Genomic DNA, 18,487 nt, shown 5'->3' on the forward strand with positions numbered 1-18,487 from the left:
TTTGATATTGCTCAGTCCACGTACCCATACTTTCGCCTATTCATTTTTTTTCAAAAAAAAGGCTTATCGCAAACTCAAGACATAATTTCTTCCCTGAAAAAATGTTGAGTGCTTTATCGCAATGCGTACGAAATCGTAGAGCTGAATATATATTGCTCCAACAATTACACGGTGTCAATGACACGGTGTAATTAAAAATGAAAATTTAGCTTCTGATAAGAATGTTTAGAAAAAAGGAAAATGAGATTGAAAAAATTTTATTAAATATTAAACACATATATTTTTTAATTATAGAAATGAATGAACAATTCCTTTTGAACATTCATAAATTTATAGTTAATATTTTTTTAATTAGCACCATAAAGTGTCGATAACCAAATGTTTTGAAGTACCCTTATCGCTACCTTTGGATCAACTTCTGATGGACGTCCGAAAACTTCAGAAAGATATCTTTCTTCAAGCCAGATAAGTGCTTTTGCTGTTTCTTCTACATCTAAATTTTTCTTAATTCTACCAGCTTCTTGTTCTTCTTTAATATGTTGAGCAGCAGCGTTAATAAAGTCTTGCACTAAACTCCGATATGCATTGTCCACCCGTTCATCGCCTCCTGCTGCTTCTCCGAAAGCTCGTAGTACACGCCCATGCTGCATGTAAACTTCTACCAAACCAACTAAAGTACGGCGCAAATCTTCTTGAGGACTATCACCTTGCAGCCACCTATCTGCAATAGTAAATAATTCTTTCCCAATATTTTCAACAAGGCGTAAGGCCAAGTCATGCTTATCTCGGAAATGTACATAAAATGCTGGACGTTTTAAGCCCGTTCGGCGCATGACCTCATCTACATTGAGTTCACGAAAAGGATGTTCACTTAAAAACTGTTCAGCAGCATTTAATATTTCATTTTCAGAAACTTTAGGGTCGTGTTTGGGTCTACGTCTTGTAGTTGTCATACTATCCAATTTCTCATTGACACGATGTCATTGTAGATATTAATAAATTATTCGACAAGCATTAATGCACTATTGTGGAACAAATTCTTGGAAAGAAAATAAATAAGAAGATTTTTATACTTAATAACACAATCAGAATTATATATTTTTAAAATCAAACTTTTCAAATATTTAAATAATTATTTAGAAATGCTCAATAACAAAATAAGTATAATTACACTGTGTCATTGACATTGTGTAATTATTAAATTAATAATATTGAACAGCCCCCTTTTATGACGGGGACTTCTTAAATGAAAACATACTGAGCTTAAGTAAGGCGTTTGTTCATCAGTTCCATGGATCAGGGAAAATGAAGATTAATAAATTCATCATCTTAGAAAATCTAGCTGATGCTCAATTTACTGAAATTTGTAGAGAGGAATAAGATATGAGTACATCAGAACAAGTTACTATTACTGATGTTTTAATCATTGGAGCAGGGATTGCTGGTATTAGTGCAGCATATCATTTAAAGAAATATCGTCCTAATTCGAATTTTTTAATTCTTGAAGGTCGAGAAAAAATCGGTGGTACTTGGAGCTTGTTCCGCTACCCTGGCATCCGTTCAGATTCAGATATGCAGTCTTTCGCATTTGGTTTTAAGCCTTGGACCAATAAAAAGACCTTTGGTAGCGCGCAAATGATCTGTGATTATTTGCAAGAAACCCTTATAGAAAATGGTATTGATCAACATATTCAATTTAACAGCTATGTAACGAGTGCAGAATTCTCATCAAGTGAAGGCATTTGGACTGTTACAGTCAAAGAAAAAGACAAAAAAGATTTAGTCACCTTACGTTCTCGCTTCCTGCTTATGGGCACAGGTTACTATGATTATAATAATGGTTATTCACCTGAGTTTCAGGGAAGTGAGGATTTCAAAGGTCAAATCGTTCATCCTCAACACTGGCCAGAAAATCTAAACTATTCAGGTAAAAAAGTTGTCGTAATCGGTAGTGGTGCCACAGCGGTAACTTTAATACCAGCTATGGCTAATGAGGTTGGACATATTACCATGCTTCAGAGATCGCCTAGTTATGTGATTGCGATGCCAAGTGTCGACCCTATTGCACTTGCTTTAAATAAAGTTCTCTCGCCTCAACGCGCCTATGAAATTATTCGGAAGAAAAATATTGCACTCAGCCGAGGAATGTATAAATTAAGTCGCCGTTTTCCAGATGTGATGCGCCGCCTACTAATTGCCGATGTAAAACGCAGACTGCCTAAAGGTTTTGATATCGCAACTCATTTCTCGCCAAAATACAATCCATGGGATGAACGCTTATGTGTTGTACCAGATGGAGATATGTTTAAAGCAATTTCTTCTGGTAAAGCTTCGGTTGTGACAGATCATATTGACCGCTTTACGAAAGATGGAATCTTACTGAAGTCAGGAAAAAAACTTGAAGCAGATATTATTATTACTGCAACAGGTTTAAACATGCTGGCATTTAGTAAGATTCAGCTCACTGTTGATGGTAAGAAAATCGATTATCCAGATACCACCATTTATAAATCTATGATGTTGTCTGATATCCCAAATTTTGCTTTTGCATTTGGTTATACCAACATCGCATGGACATTAAAAGTAGATCTAGTATGGCAATACTTCTGCCGTCTACTTGACTACATGGATGAGAATAAATACGGAACATTTACGCCAGTGATTGCTAATAAAGACATGAAGCGAGTTCCTTTTATTGATTTGAGTCCGGGATATGTACAACGTGGTTTAGCTCAATTCCCTAAGGCAGGAACGGAAGGACCATGGGAATTTCAACATGATTATGAGTTTGATTTAGATAGACTTCTTAAAGGTCCGGTCCTCGATAAATCATTACAGTTCACTGCTCTGTTGCCTAAGAAAAAATTGGCAGTTGTTCCAGAGTCAAATTCGGATGAATTGAAAATCAAAGCTTAATACTACAATCAAAATTAAAGTCTCTTATTTATATGTAAAGCTTAAATAAGAGACTAAATATATTAGGTAAACATTATGGAAAATATTAAATTTACCAGTAAAGGAATTACATGTTCGGCTTGGTATATCCCGACTACATCAGATAAGTACAAAAGCTCTCGAGGGCGCCCATGCATTATTATGGGAAATGGCTTCGGAGGTACGAAAGATACAGGGTTAATACATTTTGCAGAGTCCTTTAGCAAAGCAGGCTTTGATACATTTATATTTGATTATCGTAGTTTTGGAGAATCTGGTGGTTTTCCAAGACAGAATGTTTCTTATAAGAATCAGCGTGAAGACTATCATGCAGCAATCGCAGCTGTACGAGGCCTACCAAATATAGATAGAAACCGTATAGTACTTTGGGGAACATCTTATTCTGGTGGACATGTGATGGTCGTAGCGGCTCAAGATCAAAAAATATCCGCAGTAATCTCTATGAATCCAGCTACAGATGGCCTAGCCGCACTTACCCAGATCTTACGTTACGGCGGGCTTAAACAGTTAACAGTTGCTGTAGCCCACGGTTTAAAAGACTTAGCCCGCTCAGTGTTAGGTCAGGAAGCCCATCTTATTCCAATTGTGGGACAACCTGGCACGGCGGCCATGATTAGTACACCTGGGGCAGAAACCGCATATACATCAATGGCAGGCCCAACATGGCGTAACGAAGTATGTGCTCGTACAGCTTTGGAGGTAGCAAGAAATCGACCAATTAATTTCGCCCATCAAATAAATTGCCCTTTACTGGTACAAGTTGGTACGAATGATCAAGTTGCTCCTCCTGAAGCAGCTCGCAAGTCAGCTAATTTAGCAAAAGGTAAAGTTGAATTATTTGAATATCCAATTGATCATTTTGATTTTTACAGCGGCTCATGGCAAACAAAACTGTTAGATGAGCAAATCACTTTTTTAACAAAAGTTTTGAGCGGTCCTAAGGCAAGATAATATTATTTTATAGTAATCACTGATAAGCCTAAAAAAAGCTGATTTGGTATATATAACCTTATCAGTTTTTTAAAGCTACAGCCTTACAACAGCAGATTTATACACCGTATTTGTGATTACAAAGCTCGTGAATCTTTCCCTCTTATTCCATTGGTTAGTATGGGATGAAAACGCTTATCAGTTTAATATTTAAACTATTTACTTAATAAACACATACATCCTTTTCACAAATTTTGTTTTACCTTTACCATAAATCTTTAATTTCAAGTGATTACACATGACTAAAAGAACGATAAATATTTACGGAGCCAGACAAAATAATCTTAAAAATATTTCGTTGAAGATCCCTAAACATGAAATCGTTGTCTTTACTGGAGTTTCTGGTTCGGGTAAGTCTTCTTTAGTTTTTGAGACTATTGGCGCAGAAGCTCAAAGACAAATTAATGAAACTCAAGATAGCTTTATTCGCAATCGTTTACAGCATTTTGGGGTCGCTGATGTTGATAAAATCGAGAATTTAAATGTACCTGTCATTATTAATCAAAAGCCTTTAACGGGTAACATCCGCTCAACCGTTGCAACAATTACAGATATTTACGCCAATCTTCGCTTATTATTTTCACGCATGGGTGAACCGTTTGTTGGATATTCCAATGTTTTTTCTTTTAATCATCCCAATGGCATGTGTCCACAATGCGAAGGCATTGGTCTTGAACAAACAATTGATATTTATAAAATATTAGACTTAGATAAATCCTTAAATGAAGAAGGTGCTATTAATTTCCCTACCTATCAACCTACTGCATGGCGTTGGACGCGATATGCAGATTCAGGTTATTTCGATTTAGATAAAAAATTAAAAGATTATAGTGAAAAAGAATGGGACTTGTTTTTGCATGCCCCTCAGCACAAGCCTTTAAATCCAACAAGTAAATGGAGAAAAACGGCACTTTATGAAGGACTGATTACTCGATTTGAACGCAACTTTTTAAAAGGTGAAGCGCAGGAAAGAAATCGTTATCGAAATAAACTTGAGGAGATTATTACAACCAAGGAATGTTCTTTATGTAAAGGACAACGCCTTAATCAAAAATCTTTATCTTGTAAGATTAACGGTAAAAATATTGCTGAATGTACAGCCCTATCTGTATCAATGCTTTTAGAGTTTATAGAATCGATAAAAAGTGAAAAATTTGAAACTGTTCTGCATGAAATTATTAATAAGTTGAGCAACTTAAACTTGGTTGGTCTCAGTTATTTAAATCTTAATCGGGTGAGCAATACATTATCGGGTGGTGAGTCACAACGAATCAAGATGGTTAAACATTTGGGTAATAGTTTAGTTGACCTGCTCTACATCTTTGACGAGCCAAGTATTGGTCTTCACCCAAAAGATTTAGATAATATTATTAAAATCATTCAAAAGATTAGAGATAAAGGAAATAGTGTTTTACTGGTTGAACATGACCCTGATCTTATTAGAACAGCTGACCATGTCATTGATATGGGCCCTCTTTCTGGTATCCACGGCGGTCAAATTATTTACCAAGGGACTTTCGAAGAGTTAAAGAACTCATCAGGTTTAACAGGCCAGTTTTTTAGAAGACCAAACGTATATAAGAAAACACCACGCATTCGTTGTGAATGGATTTCAATTAAAAATGCCCATTTATTTAATCTGAAAAATATTGATGTCGACATTCCCAAGAACTGCCTCACCGTTATTACAGGAGTTGCAGGTTCTGGAAAAAGTACATTAATCAGTAAAGTCTTACCGCAACAATATCCTGAAACAAAAGTGATTGATCAATCTGCAATTACTGCAAGTATTCGATCAAACTTACTGACCTATCTAGACCTGCTTGATCCGATTCGTCAACTATTTGCAAAAGCCAATAAAGTGAGTGCCAAGCTCTTTAGTTTTAATAGTGAAGGTGCTTGCCCTCAATGTAAAGGATCAGGTATTGAGAGAATTGAACTTGCATTTTTAGATGATGTTGAAATGACGTGCGACCTTTGTCACGGCTCAGGATATGCTCCTGAGGTGTTAAAGTATCATTATAAAGATAAAAATATTGCTGAAATTCTAAAAATGACCGTCACAGAAGCAAGTCAATTTTTTGAAGATCGAACTTTACAGCAGCAATTTAACGCTCTGGTGAGCTTAGGCTTGGACTATATTGCAATTGGTCAACGCTTAAATACGTTCTCCGGTGGTGAGCGTCAAAGATTAAAACTCACAAAACAACTCAATGAAACAGATAATATTTTTGTGTTAGATGAACCAAGTACAGGTTTACACCCTTCTGATACTGAAAAATTGATTGGTTTATTAAATAACTTAGTTGAAAAAGGCAACACGATCATTGTTATTGAACATAATTTAGACATTATTAGTCAAGCAGATTGGATTATTGATATTGGTCCATTGGCTGGTGATAAAGGTGGTGAATTGGTGTTCTCTGGAACAGTCGGCAACCTGCTCTCAGCAGAAAAATCTTTAACAGGTCACTATTTGAAAAAATATCTAGAACTGTAATAATCTGACTTTATTGCTGTGTATTATAAATTTCACAGCAATAAAATTTCATAGCGCTTCCAGACTAGATGAATGTCGATCAAGAATACTTTAGTTTCTTACTCGGATGGCTTTATAATTTTGCCAACAATATGTTCATGCGTAGGTACAAGACCTGCTTTTAAACCCAGTGGCTTAAACACCTTATCTAACACTGATTGAGTAAGTTTACCTTTGTCCTGCTCAATATCAGTTAATGTCCGACGACTTATCCCGACTAAAGCAGCATATTGTTCTTGCGACAAACCCAGTACATTCTTTCGCAAGTGCGACAGCAATTGTCCCAGCGTAATCTCACTTAATAAATATTGTTTATATAAATCGATAAGAACTTGCTGACGGTCTTGGGTCTGATTTTTTATATTCATAGCAGTTCCCATCTTTTCAATTTAGCTTCTATGTAATCAAATGATAGCGCTGGCATTTCAATAATTTTTTTCGGTACTCCTTTATCAACTAATCGCTGTTTTAGCCCAAGCAGATTAATTGCCAAAGACTTTAATGTTCCTAGAGATAAATCAGGATCACACCAAGGCGCAAGTTTTTGAGTAATTTGAGCCCAACGGTATTCACCTCCTTCTTCATACGGACTTCCCCAAGTCATCGATCTGGTCACAACTTCTGGATCGGCTTTCATAGGTGCAAAATCGTAAATAGGAGAAAGAGAAATTTTTCCAGATTTTTTTAGAAATGATGTATTACGACCATGATTATCTGAATTACCAAAAATAATATTGAGTAAGTCTCTTTGTAACCACTCACAAATGAATTGTGAAGCATCAAAATTTGAATCAATGCTACTCAGTAATCTACATAGATCTTCAATCACTTCAAAATGGTTAAGGTGACTACCAGAAGATTTATTTAGCACCGAATAAACAGATTCTAAGCCATGGCGATGCCATTGTTGATTACGCCATTCTGTATCAAACCTTGGTAGCCACAAAGAAGGATACTTTGTACCTTCAATGAGCTTCATTTGTGTTGTTTCAATCGTATTGAAACCTAATTCATTGAGTACCTGATAGTAATAATATTCGGCTCTGAGAATGTCACAATCAATCTCGCTACGTTTATTTCTCGGAAATTTCACTAAATAATGCTGATCTGGTTGATCAAAATTTTCTTGATAAGTATCAATCCAGACTTTTTGTTCTGGTGAAACTCGGATAAGTAATTTGGGAGCTTCCCCGCCTGCGCCAGTTGCACCACCACTAATGGCACCCATTTGCTGAGCGTACTCCAAAAAATCAATATTACGCTCAGCAACATCTTCCTTGCTAAAATAACGTAAATGTAAGGTTGATTCTGGATTTATAGGAGGAAGCGCCTCTTTAATTCGTAAATTACCAACAGGAGCAATTCCCCCTTTTTCTAATAAAATACTATCTTGCTCGGCATGGGTTAAACGTTGTAAATCTAGATAATTCACCCAATAACGTCGTGCAGCACCAGAAGGCACGATATCATCTAAAAAACCAAACCATGTGCTCGATTCATGTTTTACAAGTATTTGTACAGGAAGTGATAAACTACAGGCGTGCTCATCCCGCCTGTCTAAATATTGAATTGCATAATCCAATTCATACTCTAATTCACTTGCACTCGCCGAGCCCTGTTTAGACTCTAATAATTTTAGTTCTGCTATATCTAACCAGTTCGCATCAAGTAGTGCTTGTATTGTTAATTTTTTCATGGCAGTAAATGAGCAAATATTTTCTCAAAAATACTATAAAAAAGAGATTTTGTGAATATATTTGCGCAATATTATTTAAACCATGTTAATTTTGAGCAAAATTTTGCACAATACTCTATTTGTAATATGAACCAAAACTTAGAAATACTGCTTTATAAGGCAACCCAGTGAGTGAGCTGATTTCTCCTCAGCCCACTTTAAAACTTAAATAGCCTGATTACTGTTGATAGACTTTCTTCCCATTAAAAATAGTCCATACCACTTTTGTTTCAGCCAACTGTTCAGGCGAAACTTTAAAAATATCTCGATCCACTAAAATCATATCGGCTTTTTTGCCCGGTTCGAGTGTGCCGATGCGTTTGTCTAAATAAAGTGCCTTAGCCGAATTAATCGTATAAGCCTTAAATACTGTATCTCGATCAATCGCTTCCGCTGGATTTAAAACATCTCCTTCAATTCCTTTTCTTGTAATTGCAGTAGCCATAGCAACAAAAGGATTGGCGGTTGAAACTGGTGCATCGCTTGCGCCTGCAATTGTCGCGCCGTTAACCAACAACGAATGTGCAGGATACATCCCCTTATAAGAAGCTGCATCAATATAAGGTTTTACCAGTTCTTTGTTAAAACTGTCTTCGTAGGCCCATGCTAGTTGCATAGAAGCAATCACATTGTTTTGTTTAAAGCGCTTATAGTCTTTAGGGTCTACGAGCTGGAGATGAGTAATACTATGTGGGACATTGCTCTGACGTTTTGAACGAGCATATTCAATTGCATTTAAAGATTCCTGTACAGCTCTATCCCCAACTGCATGGATATGAACCAGCATATTTCGCTTGTCAGCTTCATCAACAACTAACTTAAAAATATTTGGATCAAATAACAAAGTCCCTTGCTTGTTACTATTAGAATATCGGCCAAGTAGTGCAGCTGATTGGGCTGGAAACTCTAACACGCCATCCGCAAATACCTTTACACCAATTAAATTAAAGTTATCTATGTTTTTATATTTACTATTGATTGACTCAATGATGTTAAAAACTTGAGGCGTACTTTTTGAGTTAATGACATGTAACCCAGAAACTCGTGCTGTTAACTCTCCTTTCTGAGATAACTCTTTATACATTGGAATCATCCCTAGTGTTTCCTCTGTATTTTGAATATTGGTAATTCCCTTATTGGGGCTGGCATTTGCAGCAATATCCATCCACGCCGTGATACCTAAACTATTATAGTATTTGATCGCTTCTTTAGAGCCCTTATAAAGCAGATCATGTGATACAGATGGAATTTTATCACTCACCATATCCCAGCCTGAATCGACCACAAATCCAGTTGGCTCAAATTTTTCATTATGTGCAATATTTTGCTGATCCTCTGGGGTTAATTGCTGAATGAAGTTTGCATCTATACCTGCTTTTTTTAAGAGTGCTTGGTTTGCCCATGCTGTATGATGGTCGCTACCCACTAAGGCAATTGGGCGATCTTTCCATTCATTATTGTTAAATACATTGGAGAGTTGGTCAGCTAATTCCCAATATTCTGACGACAAACCATTTAAAAATAGAACATCTCCAGCAACACCTGTACCATCCAAACTTGACTGTCTAAGTTTTGCTTCCACCTTAGAAATATCTATGGTTGTATCGCCGCTATCTATAGTTGCTAATACTGCCTCTACACCAGAAGCTAAAGCATGAATATGACTATCGATTAAACCTGGCATTAAAACCTTGTTATCAAGGTCAAAAACTTGTGTCTTGCTATCTGCAATTTTTTTAATTTCTTCGTTACTACCCACTTTTATAATTGTTCCATCATGGGCAACGGCGATGGCTTGCTGAAAAGAGTCTTTATCTTTAGCGGTATAAATTTTTCCATTAATATAAATACTTTCAGCACCATTATTGTCGGCACTATCATTGTCTGTACATCCCAAGTTTATAAAGAGCAAACCTAGGCTCAGTGCTAAAAATCCTTTTTTAAATCTCATATTTAACTCCAAAAATCATTTAAATTCTAATAATCGTTTTCCAATCTTCTTGTTGATATGTTTACATTCAGTCTTTGAGCACTTAGGTCTATCCATCGACTACAGTTTGCTTACCATTCATACCTTTAGATAATTCAATACGATGCTTTGCGCTACTCGCTAGAATCTCTATTTCACTGTTTGGTAGGCCCGTTAGTCTTGAGTCCATAATTGCAATTTTTGTTTTTAAGATTTCCATAAATTAATCTCCATTAGGTAATGGATAAACTAATTTTTAAGTTTATTTAAGGATATAAAAAGAATAGAGAAAATACCGCTTTATGAGATTTTTGTCCGCAAATCGGACAAAAAATATTCTAAAAATAATCGTTATTCTGGTTTTATAGTGATGAACTAGAATGGCTTCCTGAGTCAAAGCTGTCTTTTGACTTTTTCCTTTAAAATTTTTGTTTAAATGTCATATCTAATCTGACCACGACTTATAAAATAATTTTTATAATTTAAATAATGGATAACTAAATATGGATCGTTTTAAAATTATTTTATTTATTGCAAGCACATGTTTAACAACAACTCTTTATGCAAAGCAACAAGTCGTGTGTGTTTTTGACCCAATCGGTAAGTCGGGAGATGCTTTCGCTTTAGCCAAAGATTATGCACTTGAAGCTAAAAATTGGGGAGCTGATTTATCTTTAAAAGCATATGTTGATGAACGAGTCGCAGCTGAAGATTTAAAAGTTGGAAAATGTGATGGTGCTATTATTAGTGGTTTACGTGGGCGTCAGTTTAATAAATATACAGGATCTTTAGATGCTGTTGGCGCATTAACAAATATGAAAACGGCAATTAATGCCTATAAGCTGTTGTCCTCACCAATGGCCGCAAAAAACATGGTGGTAGGTCCTTACGAAATTGCAGGTTTAGGCACAATTGGCCCTGCATATTTATTTGTAAATGATAGAAATATCAATACACTCGCTAAAGCTGCCGGTAAAAAAATTGGGGTATTTAAATATGATGAAGCCCAACCAAAGCTTGTTCAACATGTCGGAGGTCAGGCTGTATCGGTAGACGTCACCAATGCGGGTGCGAAATTTAATAATCATGAAATTGATATTGTGCCCGCTCCTATTGTTGCATTTAAACCTTTTGAACTATACAAAGGTTTAGGTGAGAAAGGAGCAATTGTTCGTTTTCCTTTGACTCAAATTTCGGCAAATTTCATTATTCGTAAAGACCAGTTTCCAATAGGTTTTGGGCAAAAGTCTCGAACTTGGGTCGCCAGTCAATTAAATAGAACGTTTGGCATTATTGCCAAATATGAAAGTGATATTCCTTCAAAATATTGGATGGATATTCCTAGAAATGAACAATTAAACTATATGAAAATGATGCGTGAAGCACGCATACAGCTAACCAAGGCAGGTATCTATGACCCTAAAATGATGAACTTTTTGAAAAAAGTAAGATGTAAAGAAAACCCAAGTAATTTTGAATGTGCGTTAAACGATGAATGAATACTCAAAACATATGCACATCTTATTTTAAGAAGCTCTACCCTCAGTTATTCATTTCCTCTCGGGCCTGTTGTGGCGTTTTACCCGACCACTCTTTATAAGCCCGTGTAAATGAGCTTTGCTCGGCATAACCTAACAGCTAAACATATCACTTACTAATATAATTTGAATATTAAGATAAGTTAACTTAGTGCTATCTTTGACTTAAAGCTATTATGATGAAAAGTGTTGTGCTTTTAATACCTAATTTCTAATATAGAGAAAGCGTTTTATGAATGTTTCGCCAATCATTGTACTTGATTTCGAGACCACAGGAGTCAACCCTGAGGCTGGTGATCGTATTACAGAAGTCGCGGCTTTACGTATTGTAGAAGGTGAAATCACAGAACGTTTTGTTTCACTAATAAACTGTGGTGTAAATATTCCATACTACATCACAAAGTTGACTGGTATTACTCAAGATATGGTTAATCATGCTCCTTTAGTGGAAGAAGTCATTCCTTCTCTATTGGACTTTATTGGAACAGATCCTTTACTTGCTCACAATGCAGGATTTGATGAGAAATTCCTAAAAGCAGAAAGTATTCGACAGGAGTTGAATCCATCACACAATGGACTCATTTGTTCTTTGAAACTTGCTCGCCGTATTTTACCTCATCAACCCAGTTATCGACTTGGGGCAATGGCAGACTTATTCAATATTAAGTTTAATGGCACAGCTCATCGTGCAAAAGCAGATGCTGAAGTTACGGCTCAATTATTCAACTATCTTTGTACGAATATTTGTCACACATATGGCTTCAATAGCATTGATCAAGATTTATTGTTAGCCATTAATAAACTTACTATATCTAGAGTACCGAAATACCTAAAAAATATAGCTGCCCAATCCTTACTTCTTAAATAGCAATCCATAGGCGACATTCCCTGCTAATTTACAGGTGTCCTCATGACAAATTTAAGATCTCATTTTCGACGTAAATCAAAAATCTATCGAAGCCTTTCCGCATTCGGAGGGAATCCAATTTAGCAAAAACAATTAATAAACTTATATATTGATTTTAAATTTCAATAGTTAGAGAATCACGCATACTTATAAATAACTACAATAGAGTTCTATATGCCTCTTAATAAGAAAAAGATCTTGTTTTACATCTTCCCCTTAATTTTAGTTATTGGCTTCTATGTCTTTTTTCGTATATCTATTCTTCCTTATATTTATACCAAACAAGCGCAGCATCAACTTTTAACAGCAAATAATCAAATAACTGAAATTTATTGGAAAGAACCAGAACTCTTAGCTAATAAAAAGTATCCAGCAATTATCTTTTTACATGGCATTCAAAAAGATAAACAAGGTGCTAAAGCCTTTGTACGCTCTGGCTTGTTAAATGAATATAGTAAAAAGAACTTTTTCAGTGTTGCTGTATCTCTGAGTGGATATGGTGAGTCCTCTGGGAAATCAGATTTTTGTGGTAAAGCCTCACAAAATAATCTTGTACAAGCCATTAATTTTGCTCGATCACAGCCTCATGTTGACCCAAATAAAGTTGCGGTGATTGGTATTAGTTGTGGCGCGTCTATAGCTAATGTTGTAGCTAACTCTGGAAAGATAAACGCTTTGATTCTGGTATCGGGGTTTTATGATTTTAAAGGTATGTATGCTCAGTGGAGTTCTAACACTAGAATACTACCGTCAAACGTAATGGAAGAAATAAATGAATCTATTACTGCTGAAAAAAATATAGAAATTGCGTCGGCTGCTAGATCATCGCTACCGATTTCGTCTCAATATCCACCTACTCTTATATTGATTAGCACCAAAGACCCAATTGTTGACTCAAAGCAAAGTATTCAGCTCCATCAATTACTCGACAATAAAGGTATTCCGAATACTTTAGAACTTATTCAAGATGCCAAACATCCTGTGCCTCCTAATGTATGGAAAACTAAAACCGATATATTTTTAGAAAATCCTTTGAATATTAAAATTAAGTGATAAATGGTTTGCTGTAGAAATTTCTTTGAGTCTCTAAAATATTTATAATTAGAAAAAATTAACTCTAAACCATATTTTTTTAATATTAACATTTAAAAAAATATTAAAAATTAGGTTTTTCATAATTATTACAATAAGATGCTTGCAATTTAAATCTGACCTTTAATTATTAAAAATTAAAGATCAGATTTAAGTTAACAATATTTTTAATGATTTCTAAGATTATTTACAGCATTACGTACTTCTGCTTTTCCCACTATTATATTTTTAGTAACACTAGTAAAAATTTTATCAAAATCATCTAAATCAATAGCTAAGCCTTTAATTAGTTTACTTACTGATTGCTCTTGAAGTTCATTAAGTGAAACTAAATTATGATAGGTATAAATATTTAAGCCTACTTCTTTAGATTTATTTTTAATTAAGTGCAGATACCAAGCTTTTGGGTAAGTTTTATAGTATTTCAGATTTAATTTTTCAGCCAAAATACCAATTTCAACTGGCTTATTGTAATAGTTTAAAATATTTACAATTTCAGTTAAAAAAAGTAGTACATCTATATCTTTAAATGCATGCTCAGTTAATGCATATTCATACGCTGAAATACGTACTACTTTCCCTAAATCCATTAACTCATTAAGATAAAATGATGCATGATTTTCTGATCCACTTCTAATTTGTTTAGCAAGTGTATTACGTGTTACAGGTTTTCCTGAAGACTGCATAATACTTAAAATAGTTTGTAATTGCCCTTGAGGTTTAACACCTTCCTGTAAACTAATCGTATCTGCACCAGATTTTCCATTAAAATAAATTCCATAATCTTCTCCAAAATTTCGAATTAGATGCCGTATTGTGAAATAATCAAATTTACGAAGTAAATCACTATTCTCAAATACTTGCATTCTTAAATTTGCAGAAGTGGTATAACCATCTTTAACTAAAATATTTCTAGTTTCTTCAAATATTTTATCATATAGATCTTCATTAATTGGAAAGTATTTTATATGTGAATATCCGCCTCGATCACTTTGGAATAAAAAGTTTTTTTCAACCGCATCATTTATAGCATGATCTTGTCTTTCCGAAGGAAAAATACTATTACAAATCTTTAATTCGTTAGCTTTAATATGAATTTCTCTAAAATTTTGATTTTCGTCAAAGTGTAAAGAAGCTTGCACTACTGTTGGGGTCTTGGAGATACCAATTGGATATATTTCTAATTCAGATTCATTTTTAACAATTCTTAAATTATCTTGACTAACACTATAATAAATAGCATTACTTGCAACTTGAGCTGTACAACCAACACTTTCCTGAATAATTGAAATAGTTTCATTAAATGAAATTGGTAATTTATTCCATAAACACCACTCTTCAACCATTTCCTTTACATTAATTTCAGGGAAAATAACTTTGGATAAATCATTTTTCTCAAAACCACATAATAAATCTAAAAAATTTAAAAAATACTTAATTTCAGAAAAAATACTTGCCAGTAGTGGATATAATTTACTCATTTCATTATTGGCATTTTGATTTAAATTTTCCCATATAATTTCAATAGATACTCTCATCCGCTGTCTTAAATCTTTTAAAGCTTTTTTCTCTATTTGACGTACACGTTCTCTAGTAATATCTAAAGTAGTACCAATTTCTTCAAGCGTAAGCGATGTTACACTACCTAGACCAAATCTTTTTTGTAATATCTCTACTTCTCTGGGGTCTCCATATTTTTGAAAACTTGCCAAATCTTCAAATATATAACGGTCTAACTCAAAAGTAGTTAATGTATCCTGATCATCAACTTTGAAATAGCCACTATTGTAGGCCTGAATTTTTAAATCCTTAGTTTTATCAAAACTATCTAATAATTGATATAAATGAATAATAATACTATTTTTAATAGTATCAGCTGATTCTTTATCAACTTTCATATTTGTGCTAAATGAATGATTCGCCAACTCATTTAATATAAAACTTAAGTTAATATTGTTTTTGTCAATATCTAGCCAAACACATATCTTTTCCATAAATTTTATTTGTAATGGTGTTAATTTTGCTTGGTTTATTTTTAGGCGACCTATTACCATATCATTTCTATAAGATGTATTTAATTCTTTAACATCAAGTATTTTTCTTAGTTTTGCTTCAATTTTATCTCTTCGATTCAAACAAAAGGATTCAAATTGATTTAATTCAGATGTTAAATTATCAATAAATTGGCTAGCCATGTACATTTGACGTGATGATTCGTCTGCAAAATATGAATTTAACCATGCAGATGGTTGTATAGCTTTTTTATCAATATTAACTGAAGAAGGAATTAATTGAAGATTAGCTATAGTATTAGCCATTACCTGATATTTATTTGTGCCATCATTAATAATATTTAATTTTTTCATTTTGTTCGGTGTAAATATACTTTTTGGATAAATATGATCAATATGTGTTTCAAGTAATCTAGTATCTGGAAATACTAATAGTAATAGCGCTTTAATTTCATTATCTTTTCCATAACGCAAATTACATAAATTTTTAATATCTTCTTCATTAAATTTAAGCGATTTTTCCTTAGCTAACATAGCCTCCTTAATTTCATGTAAAGGAAAATCTAGTAAATTATCACTTATTGCTTTTCTGGTTTGAACGAGTAAGCTCTCTAAATTATTTGTCCATATTCCTTTCTTTAATAAGCTAATTAAGAGCCATTCTTTCATCTTTAATTTATCATTAGCACTAACTTTGTACTTATTATTGTTTTCAGAATTTTTCAGAGTTCTTTTGAATATGTAATATACTATAGGTAAAATTGCAACATTATGCGTTAAAACCTGTTGGTCTATCCCAAATTCTTTTAGAGTTTGAGTCGCTAAAAGGAATGACTCTTTGACACTTTCCCAATGTTCTTCAATAAATACAATATTTTCTTTACTAAAATTTGATAGCTTAAAACTTAAGTTCCCTACTTCACCTAGCATTAGCCCTGCTCGTAAAATTAAATCTTTCTCAAATTTAAATCCTGAATCTTCACGAATCTCTTCTATTAGTTCATTAATTTCTTCTCGTGCATTTAGTTGGGTCCATTGAGTTACAGTAAATGATAAAAGGAGATCTGAGTAAGATAGAGGTGTTCCTCCACTATTCATGCGGATAAAGATACTAAGAACTTTCTCAATATTTTGTTCTTTCTCTGTATATGCAGATAGTGAGTTTTCATTATTAATATATGAACTTAATTTACTTAATGTTTTTCTACATTCAGCTAAGCTCTTATTTCTTTCTTCATTAGTTAAATGTAAAAAATTAGAGGCTAAATATATGCCTATATCTGTACTTACTTCCATCAAATATTCTGTTGATTGTCCAACCTCTGTTCCATTTAATAAGTTTCCTACTTTCACCCAATAATTATTATTATCTTTAAATAATGCTTCATCTTCAGTTAGGAATTTGAAATCATAAATTGTATTATCATCAGTATTAGGCTTACCAAAGACATTGATATATAAAAAAGTTTTTTTCCCAAATCTAGTGGTGTAAGACCCTATTAAACCAATATTTAGTGAGGTGATACGTTGTTGCCCATCAAGCACAGCAATATGGTTTTCATTTGGTATATCCTCATAAGATTCACAATATTGATTATTTTTCTCATCATAGTTAAGCATAAATTTGTAAAACTTGTATTTTTCAATGTTTTGTTTTTCAATATGCCAAAATAAAAAAGTTCCAAAAGGGTAACCTTGCATGATTGAATCAAAAAGTTGGCAAATTTGATCTGGTTTCCAAACAAATTCTCGTTGGATTGCTGGTAGAACGTAATCATTTTTTTCTACTTTTAATAGTAAATCGTTGATACTGCCAATTTGTTGATACATTTTTCATCTCTATTAAGAATTTGAATAATTAATTTTATTCAATAATTTACATTTTCAATTGAGTTATATAAATTTTCTCATTTTGAGATAAATTTATAAAATAAAATTTTATTTTTATTATTACATAAAATTTTCTAGAACTCATCCAATTTTATAGACGAATTAGTGAGTAATATCTAATATTTATTTTGTAAAATTAAAATTTTGACTAGATCTTTTTTCTTCTTAGTAACTCTATTTCATCATTTTTAAAATAATGAGATTTACTTGTATTAAGACATGAAAAATTGCTACCCTCATACATTGTTAATAAAAGATCTTTTAAATAAGTATCTGACAATATAATCCTCATTATTAGAATACATCTAATTTACATATTAGTTCCTATTTAATAGCACAGCTCTTCAATTACCTGATCAAAAACACCTCCCCCCAAACTTAAGCCATGAATGACAGCGCCTTCAATCATATATAGAAATAGTCTGGCATCAGTAAAGGAAACATCGGCGTTAAGCGCTCTAAGCAGGCTATATATCTCATTGGTGAGCCATGTTCTATATCGCACGGCGGCTTGATAGGCTTTTGGATGGGTCAGTTTTGTTTCAAAAATGGCTTTAAATAACAGGTAATACAGCCCGTCCAGATCCATATGTAGAAAATAGAGCTTTTTGAGTTTATCGAAGAAAGCACCCTAAGGTGCTTTTTATAATTCTCAGTTTAATTTATATGACAACAGGTTTATCAGGATTATTCTTAGTTATAGAGGATTTGATAAATGATTTACCTTGAACCTTTTGATCCTTATCAAACCAAGTACACCAGACATAATCATTTGGGGTAATTTCTGTTATTGTCATAGCAGGCCCACCTGATTTTAAATAAACAACATCACCTTCTTTGAATTCGCTCATTTGTAATTC

Annotated in this window: 13 protein-coding genes and 2 pseudogenes; 6 read left to right on the top strand and 9 right to left on the bottom strand. The window is 33.6% G+C overall.

Going from position 1 to position 18,487, the window contains the following annotated elements:
* Positions 1-347 precede the first annotated feature (347 nt).
* A complete protein-coding gene (locus tag ASF86_RS05220) occupies positions 348-953 on the bottom strand; it encodes a TetR/AcrR family transcriptional regulator (RefSeq protein WP_005040635.1) in 606 nt (201 codons plus the stop codon).
* Between the two features lie 430 nt (positions 954-1,383).
* Here ASF86_RS05220 and ASF86_RS05225 point away from each other — a divergent pair, with 430 nt between their 5' ends.
* From ASF86_RS05225 to ASF86_RS05235, 3 genes are all read left to right on the top strand, one after another.
* On the top strand, positions 1,384-2,916 hold the full coding sequence (locus tag ASF86_RS05225) for a flavin-containing monooxygenase (RefSeq protein WP_017390748.1): 1,533 nt from the start codon (positions 1,384-1,386) through the stop codon (positions 2,914-2,916).
* A 75-nt stretch (positions 2,917-2,991) separates the two neighbouring features.
* Positions 2,992-3,906, top strand: a complete 915-nt coding sequence (locus tag ASF86_RS05230; protein WP_056480139.1) for an alpha/beta hydrolase — start codon at positions 2,992-2,994, stop codon at positions 3,904-3,906.
* 277 nt (positions 3,907-4,183) lie between these two features.
* Complete coding sequence (locus ASF86_RS05235) at positions 4,184-6,445, top strand: ATP-binding cassette domain-containing protein (RefSeq protein WP_056480142.1); 2,262 nt, start codon at positions 4,184-4,186, stop codon at positions 6,443-6,445.
* Positions 6,446-6,543: 98 nt separating this feature from the next.
* Here the strand turns inward: ASF86_RS05235 and ASF86_RS05240 are convergent, their stop codons facing one another.
* From ASF86_RS05240 to ASF86_RS19770, 4 genes are all read right to left on the bottom strand, one after another.
* Positions 6,544-6,852 carry a helix-turn-helix domain-containing protein gene (locus ASF86_RS05240; protein ID WP_005040627.1) on the bottom strand — a complete coding sequence of 103 codons (309 nt, stop codon included), beginning with the start codon at positions 6,850-6,852 and terminating at the stop codon, positions 6,544-6,546.
* Positions 6,849-8,180, bottom strand: coding sequence for a type II toxin-antitoxin system HipA family toxin (locus tag ASF86_RS05245; RefSeq protein ID WP_056480145.1), 1,332 nt, complete (start codon positions 8,178-8,180; stop codon positions 6,849-6,851). The genes ASF86_RS05240 and ASF86_RS05245 overlap by 4 nt, the downstream gene beginning before the upstream one ends.
* 217 nt (positions 8,181-8,397) lie before the next feature.
* The gene (locus tag ASF86_RS05250) at positions 8,398-10,170 is read right to left on the bottom strand and encodes an amidohydrolase (RefSeq protein WP_056480148.1); all 1,773 of its coding nucleotides are present in this window, start codon (positions 10,168-10,170) and stop codon (positions 8,398-8,400) included.
* An 88-nt stretch (positions 10,171-10,258) separates the two neighbouring features.
* The gene (locus ASF86_RS19770; RefSeq protein ID WP_171252321.1) at positions 10,259-10,408 is read right to left on the bottom strand and encodes a hypothetical protein; all 150 of its coding nucleotides are present in this window, start codon (positions 10,406-10,408) and stop codon (positions 10,259-10,261) included.
* Positions 10,409-10,691: 283 nt separating this feature from the next.
* Between ASF86_RS19770 and adeT1 the strand changes: the two genes are divergently transcribed.
* Positions 10,692-11,687, top strand: a complete 996-nt coding sequence (gene adeT1 / locus ASF86_RS05255; RefSeq protein WP_056480151.1) for a putative multidrug efflux protein AdeT1 — start codon at positions 10,692-10,694, stop codon at positions 11,685-11,687.
* A gap of 43 nt (positions 11,688-11,730) precedes the next feature.
* Here the strand turns inward: adeT1 and ASF86_RS19595 are convergent.
* Positions 11,731-11,826, bottom strand: a pseudogene (locus ASF86_RS19595) (hypothetical protein); the annotation flags it as partial.
* Positions 11,827-11,958: 132 nt separating this feature from the next.
* Here ASF86_RS19595 and ASF86_RS05260 point away from each other — a divergent pair.
* On the top strand, positions 11,959-12,594 hold the full coding sequence (locus ASF86_RS05260; RefSeq protein WP_056480154.1) for a PolC-type DNA polymerase III: 636 nt from the start codon (positions 11,959-11,961) through the stop codon (positions 12,592-12,594).
* Between the two features lie 213 nt (positions 12,595-12,807).
* Positions 12,808-13,686, top strand: coding sequence for an alpha/beta hydrolase family protein (locus tag ASF86_RS05265; protein WP_056480157.1), 879 nt, complete (start codon positions 12,808-12,810; stop codon positions 13,684-13,686).
* 206 nt (positions 13,687-13,892) lie between these two features.
* On the opposite strand, the gene ASF86_RS05270 is transcribed toward ASF86_RS05265, so the two are convergent.
* The 3 genes and pseudogenes from ASF86_RS05270 to ASF86_RS05280 all read right to left on the bottom strand — a co-directional run bounded on the left by ASF86_RS05270 (position 13,893) and on the right by ASF86_RS05280 (position 18,478).
* Positions 13,893-17,567 carry a DUF262 domain-containing protein gene (locus tag ASF86_RS05270; RefSeq protein ID WP_056480159.1) on the bottom strand — a complete coding sequence of 1,225 codons (3,675 nt, stop codon included), beginning with the start codon at positions 17,565-17,567 and terminating at the stop codon, positions 13,893-13,895.
* A 388-nt stretch (positions 17,568-17,955) separates the two neighbouring features.
* Positions 17,956-18,246: pseudogene (locus ASF86_RS05275) on the bottom strand (TetR family transcriptional regulator); the annotation flags it as partial.
* Positions 18,247-18,289: 43 nt separating this feature from the next.
* Entirely contained in the window at positions 18,290-18,478 is a 189-nt protein-coding gene (locus ASF86_RS05280) for a YodC family protein (RefSeq protein WP_056480162.1), read from the bottom strand.
* Between the last annotated feature and the right edge of the window lie 9 nt (positions 18,479-18,487).

The sequence above is a fragment of the Acinetobacter sp. Leaf130 genome, from assembly GCF_001423205.1.
In the GTDB taxonomy this organism is placed as follows: Bacteria; Pseudomonadota; Gammaproteobacteria; order Pseudomonadales; family Moraxellaceae; genus Acinetobacter; species Acinetobacter calcoaceticus.

Excerpts from the sequence above, each read along its gene's own strand:
- ASF86_RS05270 (WP_056480159.1), bottom strand. The coding sequence starts at position 17,567 with ATGTATCAACAAATTGGCAGTATCAACGATTTACTATTAAAAGTAGAA.
- ASF86_RS05280 (WP_056480162.1), bottom strand. The coding sequence starts at position 18,478 with ATGAGCGAATTCAAAGAAGGTGATGTTGTTTATTTAAAATCAGGTGGG.
- ASF86_RS05225 (WP_017390748.1), top strand. The coding sequence starts at position 1,384 with ATGAGTACATCAGAACAAGTTACTATTACTGATGTTTTAATCATTGGA.
- ASF86_RS05250 (WP_056480148.1), bottom strand. The coding sequence starts at position 10,170 with ATGAGATTTAAAAAAGGATTTTTAGCACTGAGCCTAGGTTTGCTCTTT.
- ASF86_RS19770 (WP_171252321.1), bottom strand. The coding sequence starts at position 10,408 with ATGGAAATCTTAAAAACAAAAATTGCAATTATGGACTCAAGACTAACG.
- ASF86_RS05245 (WP_056480145.1), bottom strand. The coding sequence starts at position 8,180 with ATGAAAAAATTAACAATACAAGCACTACTTGATGCGAACTGGTTAGAT.
- ASF86_RS05235 (WP_056480142.1), top strand. The coding sequence starts at position 4,184 with ATGACTAAAAGAACGATAAATATTTACGGAGCCAGACAAAATAATCTT.
- ASF86_RS05240 (WP_005040627.1), bottom strand. The coding sequence starts at position 6,852 with ATGAATATAAAAAATCAGACCCAAGACCGTCAGCAAGTTCTTATCGAT.
- ASF86_RS05230 (WP_056480139.1), top strand. The coding sequence starts at position 2,992 with ATGGAAAATATTAAATTTACCAGTAAAGGAATTACATGTTCGGCTTGG.
- ASF86_RS05265 (WP_056480157.1), top strand. The coding sequence starts at position 12,808 with ATGCCTCTTAATAAGAAAAAGATCTTGTTTTACATCTTCCCCTTAATT.
- ASF86_RS05220 (WP_005040635.1), bottom strand. The coding sequence starts at position 953 with ATGACAACTACAAGACGTAGACCCAAACACGACCCTAAAGTTTCTGAA.
- ASF86_RS05260 (WP_056480154.1), top strand. The coding sequence starts at position 11,959 with ATGAATGTTTCGCCAATCATTGTACTTGATTTCGAGACCACAGGAGTC.
- adeT1 (WP_056480151.1), top strand. The coding sequence starts at position 10,692 with ATGGATCGTTTTAAAATTATTTTATTTATTGCAAGCACATGTTTAACA.